The sequence below is a fragment of the Streptomyces qinglanensis genome (assembly GCF_900111245.1).
In the GTDB taxonomy this organism is placed as follows: domain Bacteria; phylum Actinomycetota; class Actinomycetes; order Streptomycetales; family Streptomycetaceae; genus Streptomyces; species Streptomyces qinglanensis.
This window is the reverse complement of record NZ_FOGO01000004.1, coordinates 589,209-605,240: the sequence shown is the minus strand read 5'-3', so window position 1 is coordinate 605,240 and position 16,032 is coordinate 589,209. Positions and strand designations below refer to the sequence as shown.

The 16,032-nt window shown below is 73.4% G+C and carries 11 protein-coding genes; 10 read left to right on the top strand and 1 reads right to left on the bottom strand.

Annotation, left to right across the window (positions count from 1 at the left end; all coding sequences use genetic code 11):
• Together BMX65_RS12470 and BMX65_RS12465 are read left to right on the top strand one after the other, a co-directional pair.
• The coding region (locus BMX65_RS12470) for an RHS repeat-associated core domain-containing protein (RefSeq protein ID WP_107437468.1) at positions 1–3,210 on the top strand (3,210 nt) is incomplete at its 5' end.
• A complete protein-coding gene (locus tag BMX65_RS12465; RefSeq protein ID WP_239501992.1) occupies positions 3,207–3,545 on the top strand; it encodes a hypothetical protein in 339 nt (112 codons plus the stop codon). The genes BMX65_RS12470 and BMX65_RS12465, both read left to right, overlap by 4 nt.
• Before the next feature lie 218 nt (positions 3,546–3,763).
• Here BMX65_RS12465 and BMX65_RS12460 read toward each other — a convergent pair whose 3' ends face one another.
• Positions 3,764–4,600: a MerR family transcriptional regulator gene (locus BMX65_RS12460; protein ID WP_075000257.1), complete on the bottom strand. Its 837-nt coding sequence runs from the start codon at positions 4,598–4,600 to the stop codon at positions 3,764–3,766.
• A 259-nt stretch (positions 4,601–4,859) separates the two neighbouring features.
• Between BMX65_RS12460 and BMX65_RS12455 the strand changes: the two genes are divergently transcribed.
• The 8 genes from BMX65_RS12455 (at position 4,860) to BMX65_RS12420 (ending at position 16,023) form a co-directional block, all read left to right on the top strand.
• Positions 4,860–5,408, top strand: a complete 549-nt coding sequence (locus BMX65_RS12455; RefSeq protein WP_177214247.1) for a hypothetical protein — start codon at positions 4,860–4,862, stop codon at positions 5,406–5,408.
• 56 nt (positions 5,409–5,464) lie between these two features.
• On the top strand, positions 5,465–6,187 hold the full coding sequence (locus tag BMX65_RS12450) for an endonuclease V (protein WP_075000256.1): 723 nt from the start codon (positions 5,465–5,467) through the stop codon (positions 6,185–6,187).
• 122 nt (positions 6,188–6,309) lie between these two features.
• A complete protein-coding gene (locus tag BMX65_RS12445) occupies positions 6,310–8,229 on the top strand; it encodes a methylmalonyl-CoA mutase family protein (protein WP_075000255.1) in 1,920 nt (639 codons plus the stop codon).
• Positions 8,226–10,532 carry a methylmalonyl-CoA mutase gene (gene scpA / locus BMX65_RS12440; RefSeq protein ID WP_107437467.1) on the top strand — a complete coding sequence of 769 codons (2,307 nt, stop codon included), beginning with the start codon at positions 8,226–8,228 and terminating at the stop codon, positions 10,530–10,532. Before BMX65_RS12445 ends, scpA begins: the two co-directional genes overlap by 4 nt.
• A 4-nt stretch (positions 10,533–10,536) precedes the next feature.
• Positions 10,537–11,532, top strand: coding sequence for a methylmalonyl Co-A mutase-associated GTPase MeaB (gene meaB, locus BMX65_RS12435; RefSeq protein WP_075000253.1), 996 nt, complete (start codon positions 10,537–10,539; stop codon positions 11,530–11,532).
• 568 nt (positions 11,533–12,100) lie between these two features.
• Positions 12,101–13,522, top strand: coding sequence for an APC family permease (locus BMX65_RS12430; RefSeq protein WP_075000252.1), 1,422 nt, complete (start codon positions 12,101–12,103; stop codon positions 13,520–13,522).
• A gap of 471 nt (positions 13,523–13,993) precedes the next feature.
• A complete protein-coding gene (locus tag BMX65_RS12425) occupies positions 13,994–14,827 on the top strand; it encodes a hypothetical protein (protein ID WP_239501993.1) in 834 nt (277 codons plus the stop codon).
• Positions 14,824–16,023 (top strand): S8 family peptidase, encoded by a 1,200-nt coding sequence (locus BMX65_RS12420; protein ID WP_075000251.1) that lies wholly within the window; start codon positions 14,824–14,826, stop codon positions 16,021–16,023. The genes BMX65_RS12425 and BMX65_RS12420 overlap by 4 nt, the downstream gene beginning before the upstream one ends.
• Positions 16,024–16,032: the final 9 nt, after the last annotated feature.

The window sequence follows — 16,032 nt, the reverse complement described above, 5'->3', positions numbered from 1 at the left end:
CACTTCGCCCCGCCGCAAGGGGGCACGTCGGAGGACGGCGCGGCCCGGATCGAGCAGATCACCGACCGCAACAGCAACAGCATCACCTTCGAGTACGACGAACAGACCGGCGCACCCCTGCGCCTCGTCCACAGCGGCGGCTACACCGTGCGGCTGACGGTCGAGGACGACCGCGTGACCGCGCTGTCCCTCGCCGGGGCCGACGCCGACACGACGGTGCTGCGCTACGCCTACACCGACGGCAACCTGACCGACGTCACAGGCTCCTCCGGACTGCCACTGCGCTTCGAGTACGACGACGAACAGCGCGTGGTGTCCTGGACCGACACCAACGACCGCCGCTACGACTACGTCTACGACAACCTCCACCGCGTCATCGCCGAAGGCGGCACAGCGGGCCACATGCAGATCCGCATCGACCACGACGGCCTCGACGAGACCACCGGCCACCGCGTCACCACCGTGACGACCCCCGACGGCGGGACGACCCGGCATCTGTTCGACGACCGCGGACTGTCCGTAGGCCAGATCGACCCGCTGGGCAATCGCACCCGTATCGAGCGGGACCGGCACAACCGCCCCCTCGCCCACACCGACGCGCTGGGCCGCACGACGAGGCTCTCCTACGACGCGGCGGGGCGCCTGACGTCGGTCACCCGGCCCGACGGCTCACGGAGCACCGTCACCCGCGACGGCCTGGGGCTTCCGGTCACCACGACGGAGCCCGACGGCGCGGTCTGGCACCAGGAGTGGGACGGCCACGGGAAGCTCGTCTCCCGGACGGACCCGGCGGGCCACACCACCCGCTACGCCTACGACAGCCGCGGCCGTCTCGCCTCCGTCACCGACGCACTCGGCGGAACCGTTCACGTGGTCTGCGACCCGGCCGGACTCCCGGTGGAGACCACCGACCAGTTGGGCGGCGTGACCCGGTACGAGCGCGACCCCTTCGGCCGTCCCGTGCGGGTGACCGACCCCATGGGCGCCCGCACCGAACTGGATTGGACCGTCGAGGGCCGCCCCGTGCGACGCACCGGACCGGACGGTACGACGGAGCGCTGGGAGTGGGACGGCGAGGGCAACTGCACCCGCCATGTGAGCCCGGCAGGCGCCGAGTCGCTCTACGAGTACGGCGACTTCGACCTCCTGACCGCGCGTACCGGACCGGACGGAGTGCGGTACGAGTTCACCTACGACACCGGGCTGCGCATGACCCGGGTCGCCGCCCCGCGGGGACTGAACTGGGACTACACCTACGACCTCGCGGGCCGCCTGGTCGCGGAGACGGACTTCGACGACCGCACTCGGCGCTACGAGCACGACGCGGCCGGTCGACTGGCGGCGCAGAGCACCCCGGCGGGCGACCGGATCGGCTACGAGTACGACCTCCTGGACCGTATGGTGCGCAAGGACGCGGCAGGCAGGGTCACGACCTACGCCTACGACAGGGCGGGCCGGATGCTGGAGGCGGTCGGACCGGACGCCGAGGTGCGCTACAAGCGGGACAAGCTGGGCCGCGTCCAGGCGGAACTCGTCAACGGCCGCACGGTGTCGCACACCTACGATGCGCTGGGGCGGCCCGTCCGCCGCACCACCCCGACCGGCGCGGTCTCCACCAGCACCTACGACGCGGCGGGCAGCCGCACTTCGCTGACCGTCGGCGACCACACCATCGGGTTCAGGCACGATGCCATGGGCCGCGAGACGGAGCGCCGGATCGGCGACGCGGGCCTCACTCTGACCCGGGGGTGGGACCCGGCCGGGCGGATGACGCGGCAGGCGCTGGACCTCGCCGGATCCGGAACCCTACAGCAGCGCGACTACACCTATCGGGCCGACGGCCACCTGACGAGCATCGACGACCTCATGGCGGGCTGCAGCACCTTCGACCTCGACGCCACCGGGCGCGTCACCGCGGTCGAGGCGCCCGACTGGAGCGAGCGCTACGCCTACGACGAGGCCGGAAACCTCACTCACGCCGCCTGGCCCGCCCAGCACGCCCCGGAGGCAGCCGGTGACCGTGCCTATGCCGGGACCCGGGTGATCAGCGCGGGCCAGGTCCGCTACGCGTACGACGCCGCGGGGCGGCTCACCCTGCGGCAGAAGACCCGGCTGTCGAGGAAGCCCGACACCTGGCGCTACACCTGGGACGCAGAGGACCTGCTCACCGAGGTCACCACCCCGGACGGCGCGGTGTGGCGCTATCTGTACGATCCGCTGGGCCGTCGTACGGAGAAGCACCGGATGGCGGCCGACGGGGAGACGGTGCTGGAGAGCACGGTCTTCACCTGGGCGGGGTCCGTTCTCGTCGAGCAGACCACGACAGGTGCGCAGCTCCCCTATCCTGTGACCCTCACCTGGGACCACGACGGCGCCACTCCGCTCAGCCAGACCGAGCGCCGCACGGAAGAGGCCACCCAGCGCGAGATCGACGCCCGCTTCTTCGCCATCGTCACGGACCTGGTGGGCACCCCCACGGAGCTCGTCGACGAGGCCGGAGAGATCGCCTGGCGCAGCCGCGCCACGCTGTGGGGGACGACCGGCTGGCACGCCGAGAGCACCGCCTACACCCCCCTCCGCTTCCCCGGCCAGTACCACGACCCGGAGACGGGTCTGCACTACAACTACTTCCGTCACTACGACCCGGAGACCGCCCGCTACACGAGCCCCGACCCGCTGGGCCTCGCACCCGCTCCCAACCCGGCCGCCTACGTCCACAACCCCCATGCCGCCACCGATGTCCTGGGGCTCGCCCCCCGATGCGGGCCGAGTCTGAAGGACCGGTTCAAGAGCCTCTTCGGCAGAGGCGGGCACGAGACCCCCTCCGCCCCCGAACCGCCCAAGGAGCCTCTGGCGCTGCCACCGGGCCGACCGGACATCGGCGAACCCGCCACCCTGTACGGCCCCTTCCACCGGAAGGGGTCTCCCACGCAGACCGCCGACGTGGCGCAGCAGGTGGTGGACAGCGGGGAGTTGTGGGGACGGACCCCGCGTACCGCCCAGGTGGAAGCAGTGCAGTCGCACAACGGCCCGCTCCCGCCGGACGCGAAGCCCGGCAGCTTCGAGTTCTACACTTCGGTGAAGCCGACCGGAACATCCCACATGACCGGCTACTCCACCTGGGACCTGGGCGGTCCAGGCGTGGGCCACGTATTCCACGAAGGCGAGGACTTCGCCCGCATCCCGGTCTTCGTCACGGAGGTGAGATGACGATGGAGCGCGTCGACGCTTCGCTGCTGCGCCGGAACGTGCAACTCGCGTATCTCGACCTGACCACGGAGGAGGCCGTCCGGCGCTGGGGGGAACCCGAGATCACCTGGGACGACCTCGGCCCCTGGAACACCTTCGTCTTCCGGCTCTCGGACGGCACTCTGGCGGGGTTGGCCCGCGAGGTCGAGAACGCGCCCATGCCGGGATACTTCCTGCTGGCCGCCGACGAGGCGACCGGCACCCCGGCGGGCGTCGACACCGCCGCCGCACTGTCCGCGTTCCTCTCGGAGGCGGAGCTGGAGGAGTCCCGCGTCCTGGAGCGGGGCGCCGGCTGAGGGAACCGCACGCCCGGACAGCGGCCCGCGCGAGCAGCGGGCCCGGCCGGGAGGCGGAGCGGCGCGCCGGGACCGGGCCCGGTGCCGGCCTGTGTCCGCATGCTCGCCGCCCCCCTGTCCCACCCGGTCTGCCCGTGGCCGGCGGGGCCGGCGGCTCTGGCGGACCGGCCCTTCGGCGGCCGGTCCGCCGGGCCGGGGCCGGGCGTACCGGAGGTGCGTCACCCCTCGTGCGCAGGAGCCCCTGCGTCCCCGGAGCCGCCCGCGCCCGCACGGTCCGGACCGCTCCCGGAGCGGTCGCCGTCCCCGGGCCCGGCGGTGGCGGCCTCGCCGGAGGCGTGGTCACGCAGGTATGTGTGCAGCAGTCCGGCGCCCTCCAGCATGGCCGCGGTACGGGCGGTCAGCTCCGCGTCGCGGCGGGCGAGCGCGGCCCGCAGCTCTTCGGTGCCGCCGGTCTCGCGCAGGCCGTCCAGGACGGTGCGGATCTGCGGCAACGGGTAGCGGCTCTGCCTGAGCAGGGCGATCAGGCGCGCGTCGCGGATCTCCGGGGGGCCGAATCCCCGGTACCCGGTGCCCGGTTCGCGGTGCGGGGTCAGCAGCCCGGCTGCTTCCCACACCCGCAGCGCGGAGGGACGCAGGCCGAGCTGGTGCGCCAGTTCGCCGATGCGCAGCACCCCGCGGGCCGCAGTCGTCTCCTCGGGCGCCCGCTCCGCCGTGGCCGTCAGCGCCTCGCTCGCCGCCCGGAGCGAACGGCGCTGCTCGTGGAGGGTGGCATGGCACTCGTTCACCAGCGCCAGAGCGGCCGGTACGTCGCCCTCGTGCACGGCATGCAGCATGCTCCGGGCCGGACCGGGGCCGTAGCCCTTCGCCAGTCCGCGGAAGGTGAGGAGTGCGGCCCGGTGGCGCGGGGTGAAGACCCGGTAGCCGGAGTCGGTGCGCGAGGCGGGCGGCAGGACGCCCGCGGCTTCGTAGTTGCGCACCTGCTGCGTGGAGATCCCGGCGACGCGCGCGAGATCCACCGAGCGCAGGAACCGGTCCGACCGCGCTTCGGCCCCCATTCCGCACTCCCTCCTGGCCGGATCGGTGGGAGTGCAGGCTACGCGCTGCCGCGCCGTCCCGCTCACCGCCTCGCGCGCGGCGGAACCCGGCCGGGCTCCCCCAGCGCACCGGTGCGTGCCGAGGGCAGGGCCCGCCGTCACCCGGAAGGAGGGTTTGCGGGGGCGGGTTGCGGCGTCCCCACGCCGCGCGCATCCGGGAGGGCGGACGATGCGGTCACCGAGTCCCTCCGGGACAGCGCCCGACAAGAAGAGGTGTCCCATGTTCCGTACCGCCGTCCGCAGGAGCCGTGCCCGGGGCCGTGGCGCCGGAGTCCTCGCGCTGTGCGCCACCGGTGCCGCACTTCTGGCACTGGCCGCACCGAGCGCCTGGGCCGCGCCGTCCGGACAGGGAGCGCCGAGTGCGCAGGCGGCCTCGGCACGTCCCACCCCGCAGGTGTACGAGCCCCCGGCCGGCGCGCAGGCCGGGAGCGGGCACATCGCGGCGCGGCGTCACACCGGCCCGGAGATCCACCGCTTCCTGACCTGGTTCTACGGGACGCACGGCCCGGACCGCGTGCAGCGGGAGCACTTCGTCTCCGACCTCCTCAAGCGGAAGCAGGCGCAGCACCCCGAACGCGACGTCATCCTGTGCGCGCAGAACACGCCGCTGGACATCGAGGTCGGCCCGGTGACCACCGCGCAGTCCGCGGGGTTCGGCTGGGCCACGGTGACCGCCTACTGGGCGGACGGGACGGCGAGCACCTCGACCGCCTACGTCGCGCTGGACTCGCATCCGATCGAACTGCACGATGTCGTCTGCGCGCAGTGACGCGGCGGACTGTGCCACCGCGCGCCTGAGAACGGCGGGACGAACGGGAGCGTGACGTGGGGACGGTCGGGGCGGAAGAGCACCGGGGGGTGACGGCGGGGCCGGAGGGGTGGCCCACCACGGAGGCCGAGGCGGTGGCGGCGCAGGAGCGGCTGCGCGAGGCGGCCGACCTGGTCGGTCCCGGCCCCGGTCCGGACGAGGTGCGGACGGTCGCCGGGGTCGATGTCGCCTACGCCGACGACGGCAGCCTGGTCGCCGCGGCCGTCGTGCTGGACGCGGCGTCGTTGGCCGTGCTGGACGAGTCGGTGCATGTGGGCCACACCTCCTTCCCGTACGTCCCGGGACTGCTGGCGTTCCGCGAACTGCCGTCGGTCGCCGCCGCGCTGCGCGGGCTGTCCCGGTGCCCGGAGCCGGACGTGGTGGTGTGCGACGGCTACGGCATCGCACACCCCCGGCGCGCGGGGCTCGCCGTGCACCTGGGAGTGCTGACGGGCCTCCCCTGCTTCGGGGTCGCCAAGACCCCGTTCGTCTTCGACCACGAGGCTCCGGCCCGGGAGCGGGGGGCGTGGTCGCCGCTGACCATGGACGGCGAGCGGGTCGGCCGCGCGCTGCGCACCCAGGACGGGGTCAAGCCGGTGTTCGTCTCCGTGGGCAGCGGCATCAGCCTGGACAACGCCTGCGCCCTCGTCCTCCGGCTGGCCCCCGCGTACCGCCAACCGGAGACGACACGCCGGGCCGACCGACTCGCCCGGCGGGAGCTCGCCGCACGGACCGGATGAGTCGGCGGGAGCCGTGGCACGTCCGGCAAACCGTGCGAAGGCAGGCCCCCCGCGGCGGGAGAGTGCAAGGTCACACCCGCGGGTTGCTGCTACTCGCCGGTCACCTCACCTAATCTGCGGCCATGACGGTCCCGCCTGAAGAAGGGCTCTCCCTCGCGCAGGACTTCCCGGACGCCACGTACGAGCAGTGGCAGCAGCTCGTCTCCGGGGTTCTGCGCAAGACGGGAGCGACGGTCCCGGACGCCTCCGAGCCCGAGTCCGCCCTCACCACGACGCTCACCGACGGCATCGACGTACGCCCCCTGTACACGGGGGCAGTCACGGGGGAAGCCGCGAAGGAGGGGGCGGGCGGCCCGCGGGGATTCCCCGGGTTCGCGCCGTTCACCAGGGGAGCCCGCGCCGAGGGCAACGCCCCGCACGGCTGGGACGTACGGCAGCGGCACGCGCGTACCGACGCCGCGGGGACCCGCGAGGCGGTGCTCGGCGACCTGGAGAACGGTGTCACCTCCGTCTGGCTGACGGTGGGCGAGGGCGGGCTGCCGGTCGAGGATCTGGGGCGCGCCCTGGAGGGCGTCTACCTCGATCTGGCGCCGGTGGTACTGGAGGCGGGCGCCGACTTCGGCCGGGCGGCCGCCGAACTGCTGCGGCTGCGCGGGCGTCTGACGGACGGCGCCGAGCCCGCCGAAGGGAGCCTGCTGGGGGCCGATCCGCTGGGGTACGCGGCTCGCACCGGGGCGCACGAGGCGGTACCGGAACTGCGCCGCGAGGCCGCGGCGCTGGCGGAGGAGTGCGGGCGGCGGGAGCCGGGGCTGCGCACGTACGCGGTGGACACGCTGCCGTACCACGAGGCGGGTGGCACACCCGCACGGGAGCTGGGTTGCGCGCTGGCGACCGGAGTGGCCTACCTGCGGGACATGACGGCTGCCGGGATGCCGGTGGAGGCTGCCTGCGCACAGCTCGAGTTCCGGTACGCCGCGACGGCGGACCAGTTCACCAGCATGGCGGCGCTGCGCGCGGCGCGCCGGCTGTGGTCGCGCGTCGTGCAGGCGTGCGGTGCCCCCGCCCGCGCGGGCGCCCAGCGACAGCACGCGGTGACCTCGGCGGTGATGATGACCCGGCGCGACCCGTGGGTGAACATGCTCCGTACGACGGTGGCCACGCTGGCCGCCGGGGCGGGGGGCGCGGACGCCGTCACGGTGCTGCCGTTCGACGACGCGCTCGGCCTGCCGGACGGATTCGCCCGCCGGATCGCCCGCAACACCTCCACGATCCTGCTGGAGGAGTCCCATCTGGCCGGGGTGATCGACCCGGCGGGCGGCTCCTGGTACGTGGAGGCGCTCACCGACGAGTTGGCCCGTGCGGCCTGGGCCTGGTTCCAGGAGATCGAGGCCGCGGGCGGCATGGCGGCCGCGCTGCGCGACGGGCTGGTGGAGGCGCGGCTGCGCGAGGGCTGGGCGGAGCGCGGCCGGGCGCTGGCGCACCGGAGCGAACCGATCACCGGTGTCAGCGAGTTCCCGCTGCTGGACGAGCGGCCCGTGGAGCGCGAACCGGCGCCCGAGCGGCCCGGCGGCGGGCTGCCGCGGGTGCGCCGCGACGACCAGTACGAGGCGCTGCGGGCCCGCTCGGACGCGCACCTGGCGGCGACCGGTGCCCGCCCGAAGCTGTTCCTGGCGGCGCTGGGCCCGGCCGCCGTGCACACCGCGCGGGTCTCCTTCGTCGCCAACCTCGCCCGCGCCGGGGGCATCGAGCCGGTGCACGACCCGGTGACGGTGGACGCGCAGAGCGCGCCCGCGGCATTCGAGGGCAGCGGCGCCTCGGTGGCCTGCCTGTGCTCCAGCGACGCGCTCTACGCCGAACAGGCGGCGGACGTGGCCGCCGCGCTCCGGGCGGCGGGTGCCACCCGGGTGCTGCTGGCGGGCCGCCCCGGGGAAGCCGGGAACGCCGCTTCCACCGAGTACGGCGTCGACGGGTTCGTCCACGCGGGCGGCGATGCCGTCGCCCTTCTCACCTCCCTTCTCGACTGCATGGGGGTCGACGCATGAGCCGCCGGACGACAGGACCGGACGCGGGAACGCCGAGCCCGGTGCCCGACTTCACGACCGTCGGCCTGGACGGCCCGGAGCCCTCCGAGGGCACCGCCGGGCAGTGGCGCGAGGCGGTCGCGGAGCGGACCGGGCGCGAGGTCCCCGAGCTGGACTGGAACACGCCCGAGGGCATCGCGGTCAAGCCGCTCTACACGGACGAGGACCTGCGGGGTCTCGACTTCCTGGAGACCTATCCGGGGATCGCGCCGTATCTGCGGGGCCCGTATCCGACGATGTACGTCAACCAGCCCTGGACGATTCGCCAGTACGCGGGCTTCTCCACAGCGGAGGAGTCCAACGCCTTCTACCGGCGCAACCTGGCGGCCGGGCAGAAGGGCCTGTCGGTCGCCTTCGACCTGCCCACCCACCGGGGCTACGACAGCGACCACCCGCGGGTGACGGGCGATGTCGGGATGGCGGGCGTGGCGATCGACTCGCTCTACGACATGCGGCAGCTCTTCGACGGCATCCCGCTGGACCGGATGACGGTCTCGATGACGATGAACGGCGCGGTGCTGCCGGTGCTGGCGCTCTACATCGTCGCGGCCGAGGAGCAGGGTGTGCCGCCGGAGAAGCTGGCGGGGACCATCCAGAACGACATCCTCAAGGAGTTCATGGTCCGCAACACCTACATCTACCCGCCGCAGCCCTCCATGCGGATCATCTCCGACATCTTCGCGTACACCTCGCAGAAGATGCCGCGGTACAACTCCATCTCCATCTCCGGCTACCACATCCAGGAGGCCGGGGCGACGGCGGATCTGGAGCTGGCCTACACCCTGGCGGACGGGGTGGAGTACCTGCGCGCCGGGAGGGCCGCGGGGATGGACGTGGACGCGTTCGCACCGCGGCTGTCCTTCTTCTGGGCGATCGGCATGAACTTCTTCATGGAGGTCGCCAAGCTGCGCGCGGCGCGGCTGCTGTGGGCGAAGCTGGTCTCGCGGTTCGCTCCGCAGAACCCCAAGTCGCTCTCGCTGCGCACCCACTCGCAGACCTCCGGCTGGTCGCTGACGGCGCAGGACGTGTTCAACAACGTCACCCGTACCTGTGTCGAGGCGATGGCGGCGACCCAGGGGCACACCCAGTCGCTGCACACCAACGCGCTGGACGAGGCGCTGGCGCTGCCGACGGACTTCTCCGCGCGGATCGCCCGCAACACGCAGCTCCTGCTGCAGCAGGAGTCGGGCACCTGCCGGGTGATCGACCCGTGGGGCGGCAGCGCCTACGTGGAACGGCTCACCCACGATCTGGCGCGCCGGGCCTGGCAGCACATCGAGGAGGTCGAGGCCGCGGGCGGGATGGCCAAGGCCATCGACGCGGGCATCCCCAAGCTGCGCGTCGAGGAGGCGGCGGCACGCACCCAGGCCCGGATCGACTCCGGCCGGCAGCCGGTGATCGGGGTCAACAAGTACCGGGCGGTCGACGACGAGCAGATCGACGTGCTGAAGGTCGACAACTCGGCGGTGCGGGCCCAGCAGGTCGAGAAGCTGCGGCGGCTGCGCGCCGAACGGGACGAGGCGGCCTGCGGCGCGGCGCTGGAGGCACTCACCCGGGCGGCCGGGGCCGCTTCGGGGCCGGGCCTGGAGAACAATCTGCTGGCGCTCGCGGTGGACGCGGCGCGGGCCATGGCCACCGTCGGGGAGATCTCGGACGCGTTGGAGAAGGTGTACGGGCGGCACGCGGGCCAGATCCGTACGATCTCCGGTGTGTACCGAGAGGAGGCCGGAGTGTCGTCGTCCCTGACCCGCACCCGTGAGCTGGTGGACGCCTTCGAGGAGGCGGAGGGCCGCAGGCCGCGGCTGCTGGTGGCGAAGATGGGGCAGGACGGCCACGACCGCGGGCAGAAGGTGATCGCCACCGCCTTCGCCGACCTGGGGTTCGACGTCGACGTCGGCCCGCTCTTCCAGACTCCGGCGGAGGTGGCGCGGCAGGCGGTCGAGGCGGACGCGCACATCGTGGGCGTCTCCTCGCTGGCGGCCGGTCACCTGACCCTGGTCCCGGCGCTGCGCGAGGAACTCGCGGCGGCGGGACGGGACGACATCATGATCGTCGTCGGCGGCGTGATCCCGCCCGCGGACGTGGCGGCGCTGCACGAGGCGGGTGCGACGGCCGTCTTCCCGCCCGGCACGGTCATCCCGGACGCGGCCTACGACCTGGTGCGCAAGCTGGCCGCGGAGCTGGGCCACCCCGCGGCGCCGGGCGAGGGCGAACCGGGCGGGAGCGAACCGGGCCGGGACGCAGCCGAGGGCCGTGAGGGCTGAGCGGATGCCCCAGGCGATCGACATCGACAGCTATGCCGAGGGCGTGCTGGCGGGCTCCCGCGCGTACATCGCCCGGGCGATCACGCTGGTGGAGTCGCGCCGGGCCGACCACCGGGAGTTGGCCCAGCAGTTGCTGACGGTGCTGCTGCCGCACGCGGGCGGCGCCCGGCGGGTGGGGATCAGCGGGGTGCCCGGGGTCGGCAAGTCGACCTTCATCGACGCGCTGGGCACGTTGCTGACCGAGCGCGGCCACCGGGTGGCAGTGCTGGCGGTGGACCCCTCCTCCACCCGCACGGGCGGTTCCATCCTGGGCGACAAGACCCGGATGGAACGCCTCGCGGTCGACCCCGACGCCTTCGTGCGGCCCTCCCCCACCGCGGGGACGCTGGGCGGGGTCGCCAAAGCCACCCGCGAGACGATGCTGGTGATGGAGGCCGCCGGCTACGACGTCGTGCTGGTGGAGACGGTGGGCGTCGGCCAGTCGGAGGCGACGGTCGCGCAGATGGTGGACTCCTTCCTGTTGCTGTCCCTGGCCCGCACCGGCGACCAGCTCCAGGGCATCAAGAAGGGCGTCCTGGAGATCGCCGACGTGCTGGCCGTCAACAAGGCGGACGGCCCGCACGAGCGGGACGCCCGCTCGGCGGCCCGCGAACTGGCGGGTGCGCTGCGGCTGATGAGGCCGTCCGACGCGGCCTGGACCGCGCCGGTCCTCACCTGCAGCGGCCGTGAGGGCACCGGGCTGGCCGAGGTGTGGGAGCGGCTGGAGCGGCACCGTGCGCTGCTGGAGTCGACCGGTGAGCTGGCCGCCAAGCGCCGTGACCAGCAGGTCGAGTGGGTGTGGTCGATGGTCCGCGACGATCTGCTCAGCCGTCTCGAACAGCACCCGGAGGTGCGGCGGCTGGCACCGCTGCTGGAGGAGCAGGTCCGCGAGGGCGGGCTGACCGCGACGCTGGCTGCGCAGCGGATCGTGGAGGCATTCGGCCTGCCGCGCGCGGACTGACTGTCCCCTTTCCCCTCCAATCTTCCCCTCCAGCCTTCCCCTCCCGCAGGACTGCCCCTGGGGCCTCGCGGGGACGCCCCCACGACTTCGCGCCGGGCTGTCCCTCCGCCTCTCGCTGACCGCGCCTCGCCCGCGCGGCCCCCTCGGGGTCACGGTTCCTGGTGTGCCTCCCGGGGCTCCCGCGGTGCGCCGTCGGCTGGGGCTGCGCAGTGCCGGCACCTCGGCGTGCGCCCGGCCCGGAAGCCGCGCCCATCGAGCCTGCCGACCGCATCGTGAGACGGCGCAGGCTGTGAGGGGGCGCGGAGCGAGGAAATTCGGGAATCGTCGCTGCGGTTTCCTTGTGCACCGGAATCGGCTGTGCATGCCACATCCGACAGCAGCAAAAGCCCGGAAAATGCCGCGTGAGCAACGGATTCCGTTGAGTGGAGGTATTGACTCCGGTTGCCGCAGGGGCTTGTATGCGGCGACCGGACGCGTTCCGGCACCCGCACATTCCGCACCGCCGCTCGGTGCGCCACCGGAGGCGATACCGCACCCCGCCCAGTACGCACAGTACGAACGGAACCGCATGACCGACACGCGCGAAGCGAACAGCAGGCCCCGGCTCACCCGCTCCATCGGCGTCGTGGGCGGCACGCTGCTCACCCTGTCCTGTCTGACCCCGGCCTCGTCCCTGTTCGTGATCGTGCCGGACTCGTTCGGCACGCTGGGCACCGGGACCGCGCTCGCCCTCACCGTCGCCGCCCTGCTGTGCGTCGGCGTCGCCTTCACCTACTCCGAACTGGGCACCCTGATCCCCAGTTCGGGCGGCGAGTACGCGATGGTCGGCACCCTGCTGGGCAGACTGGCGGGCTGGCTGGTGTTCGTCCTGTCGCTGATCGTCGTCATGATCGTGCCGCCGATCATCGCGCTGGGCACCGCGGACTACCTCGCACCCCTCGTGCACCTGGATCCGCGGTTCGCCGCGGCCGCCGTGATGCTGCTGTCCACCGCCATGGGCCTGCTGGACCTGCGGGCCAACGCCTGGATCACCGGCATCTTCCTCGCCCTGGAGGTGGTGGGCGCCGCCGTCGTCGCCGTGCTGGGCTTCACCCACACCCGGCGCTCCGCCTCGGTACTGGTGCACCCGGTCATGGACGGCGGGCAGGGCCACACCACGCCGGTCACGGCCGGGCTGATCGTCGCCGGGCTCGCCACCGCGCTCTTCATCCTGCAGGGCTTCTCGACCGCCGTGTACCTGGCCGAGGAGATGGAGAACCCCCGGCGCACCGTGGCCCGCACCGTGCTGTGGACCCTCGCCCTCGGGTTCGCGGTGGTCATCGTCCCGGTCGTCGCCATCACCCTGGGCGCACCGGATCTGCACGCCCTCGCCGGCGGCGACATCGCGGGCATGGTCCAGGGCTGGAGCAATTCGGCCGTCGGGACGTTCATCAGCCTGTGCATCGCGCTGGCGATCGTCAATGCCGCCATCGTCATGGTCATCCAGAACTCGCGGGTGGTCTTCGCCTCCGCCCGGGACTCCGCCTGGCCCGCACCGGTCAACCGCGCCTTCTCCCGGCTCGGCAGGCGCTTCGGCTCCCCCTGGGTGGCCACGCTCGCGGTCGGGGTACCGGGCGCGCTGCTGTGCTTCGTCGACCTGGACATGCTGAGCGAGGTCACCGGCGTCGCGGTGGCCGGCATGTACATCTTCGTCGCGCTCGGCGCTCTCGCGGCCCGGCGCGCGGAGTTCAAGCACCGGGCCGCCTGGCGCATGCCGCTGTGGCCGGTGCTCCCCGCACTGCTGATGGCAGTGCTGCTCTGGGTCCTGTTCCGGCAGAGCCCGGAGAGCCTCGCCGTCACCGGGGGCATCGTCCTCGTCGCGGTCGCCTACTGGGCGTGTTATCTGCGCCCGCGCCGGCAGACCCGCTGGGTCATCGCCGTCCCCGAGGACGAGCAGGCTCCGGCAACCGCCCGCGAGGACAGCACCGCGGAGGCGCTCCAGCCCGTCTGAGCCTCGTGGGCCGGGCCGCCGGAGAGAGGCCGGCAGGCACCGGGCAGCCCCGCCCAGCGGCCCCGGCCAGGTATGTCCTGAACTGTTCTGACCTGCGGTTCTGTGACACAGCCGAGACCGGGGACGGAGCTTCCGGCCCGGGATCGGCCGATAGGGTCTGCTACGCAAACGCGGGGGCACGCGCGTTAAATCAGCGAGCGCAGACGTCTCCCCCCGCCGCGCCGCACCCGCGCTCAGGGGTGCCGATCGCCGAGGAGGGGAGCCATGTCCTACCCGAGCCCACCCGAGCCCCCAGGCAGCGCCGGGGGCTACGGGCGACAGCCGGGCCCGCCGCCCGCGATGCCTCCCGGGCCTCCGCCCGGCATGCCCGGTCCGCCCGGCATACCTCCGGGGCAGGGCAGCCCTCCGCACGGCGGCCCTGCCCCGCAGGGAGTTCCGGGGCCGCAGGGGGCACCGGGACCGCAACCGGGCATGCCGCAGTCGGGCATGCCGCCGACGGGGATGCCCGGGGGCGGGATGCAGCCGGGCATGCCGCTGCCGCCGCCCAAGAAGAACACCGGGCGCACCTGCCTCACCGCGTTCCTCGGCGTCGTCGGCGCCCTGGCACTCCTCGCGGGCGGCGCACTGGCGGCGCACACCGTCTCCAACGCGCAGCAGGACGTCGCCAACCGCAGCGGCTACGGGCCGGTCATGTGGCGCAACGAGCGGGTGGACAAGCTCTTCCCCAAGACGCTGGGGCCGAGGACGGACGCGCAGTCGGGAGCGGACGACCCGAAGAGCGCCGAATGGCACCGGCTGGGCATATCCGAGAAGACCGGCTGCGCCGACGCGCTGACCGGAACGCTGGCGGACGAGGCCGAGAAGCGCGGCTGCAAGGCGGTACTGCGCGCCACCTACGCGGACCCGACGGGCAACGTCGTCGCGACCGTGGCGCTGATCGTCCTGCCCGAGGCCGCGGACCCCGAGGAGGGGATGGGCACCTTCTTCGACGCCGAGAAGGACAAGCGCACCGAGAGCCACGGGGTCAAGGCGCTCCCGGTGCCCGACACCGTGGCGGCCGACTGGAAGGACTCCCGGCGCAACGGCTCGGACGGGGTGCAGGCCACCGGTCTGCACCTGCCGTACGCCCTCGCGGCCTCGGCCGGGTCGGCGGACGGCCGCAAGGCGGGCCGGCTGCCCGGGCAGTGGGGCCGCACCGAACTCGACGCCAAGTCGGACCGGATGCCCTGGCGGGAAGCGGCCCAGACACTCGCCCACGACCTGGATCTGCACCTCGCAGACCTGCTGCTGGAGGAGACGTCATGACGCGTCGGCGCATCGGCACCGCGATCGCCGCTGCCGGACTCGGCGCACTGCTGTGCGCGGTCACCGCGGCCCCCGCCCGGGCCGACACCCCTGCCAGTTGGGAAGCGGGGGCGCTCGGGCTGTCCTCGGCCCAGCGCACCACGCAGGGCGACGGCGTGACGGTCGCCGTGCTGGACAGCGGCGTCGAGGAGGACCACCCGGCCCTGGCCGGCAAGGTCACCACCGGACCCGACTTCCTCAAGGACGGACTCCACTCCGGCGATCCGCGCTGGGGAGGCCACGGCACGGCCATGGCCTCCGACGTACTCAAGGTCGCCCCGAAGGCGGACATCCTGTCGGTGCGGGTGATCGACGACAAGAAGGAGCACGACGCCGACGACTGGAAGACCGGCCCCAGCCCGGTCGCGCAGGGCATCACCTACGCGGTCGACCACGGCGCCGATGTCATCTCCATGTCGCTGGGCGGCGACACCTTCGGGTCCTCGTTCGACGAGGAGGAGACCAAGGCACTGGCGCACGCCGCCTACAAGGGTGTGACCGTGGTGGCCTCGGCGGGCAACGACGGCGACATCTTCAACGAGTCGTCCTACCCGGCCGGCTACCCGGGCGTGATCGCGGTGGCCGCTGTCGCCCAGTCCGGCAGCCGGGCCGACTTCTCCACGGTCCGGACGTACAACAGCGTCGCGGCACCCGGGGTGGGCATCGTCAGCGCCAAGAACACCGGCGGCTACGCGCCTGTCAACGGCACCTCCCCCGCGGCGGCGCTCACCTCCGGTGTGGTGGCACTGATGCTCGGCAAGGACCACGGGCTCAAGCCCGCCCAGGTCCGCGCCGTCCTCACCGAGACGGCCCACCACCCGCCGGGCGGCTACGACCCGAGAGTGGGCCACGGAGTGATCGACGCGGCCGCGGCCGTACGCGCCGCGTCCGATCCGCCCGCCGACGGCGCGGCCGCCAGCGCGTACAAGGGCAAGAAGTTCCTGACCCCGCCGAACGGCGTGCAACCCACCCAGCACCCGCCGATGGAGACGACGGCGCTGGTGATCGGCTCCTCGGTGGGGGGCGTCGGACTGCTGATGGTCATCGGTGCCGTTCTGATCAGCCGGACGGGCCGGCGCCGTACCGCCGCGGCGGGTCCGGCAGGCCCGGTGGGTCCGGCAGGCCCGGCGGGCCCCGGGGGCTTCCACGGCAGGTAGTCGTCCGAA

Bases quoted from the DNA above. Each gene is read 5' to 3' on its own strand.
- BMX65_RS12465 (WP_239501992.1), top strand. From the start codon at position 3,207: ATGACGATGGAGCGCGTCGACGCTTCGCTGCTGCGCCGGAACGTGCAA.
- meaB (WP_075000253.1), top strand. From the start codon at position 10,537: ATGCCCCAGGCGATCGACATCGACAGCTATGCCGAGGGCGTGCTGGCG.
- scpA (WP_107437467.1), top strand. From the start codon at position 8,226: ATGAGCCGCCGGACGACAGGACCGGACGCGGGAACGCCGAGCCCGGTG.
- BMX65_RS12445 (WP_075000255.1), top strand. From the start codon at position 6,310: ATGACGGTCCCGCCTGAAGAAGGGCTCTCCCTCGCGCAGGACTTCCCG.
- BMX65_RS12420 (WP_075000251.1), top strand. From the start codon at position 14,824: ATGACGCGTCGGCGCATCGGCACCGCGATCGCCGCTGCCGGACTCGGC.
- BMX65_RS12430 (WP_075000252.1), top strand. From the start codon at position 12,101: ATGACCGACACGCGCGAAGCGAACAGCAGGCCCCGGCTCACCCGCTCC.
- BMX65_RS12425 (WP_239501993.1), top strand. From the start codon at position 13,994: ATGCCGCAGTCGGGCATGCCGCCGACGGGGATGCCCGGGGGCGGGATG.
- BMX65_RS12460 (WP_075000257.1), bottom strand. From the start codon at position 4,600: ATGGGGGCCGAAGCGCGGTCGGACCGGTTCCTGCGCTCGGTGGATCTC.
- BMX65_RS12455 (WP_177214247.1), top strand. From the start codon at position 4,860: ATGTTCCGTACCGCCGTCCGCAGGAGCCGTGCCCGGGGCCGTGGCGCC.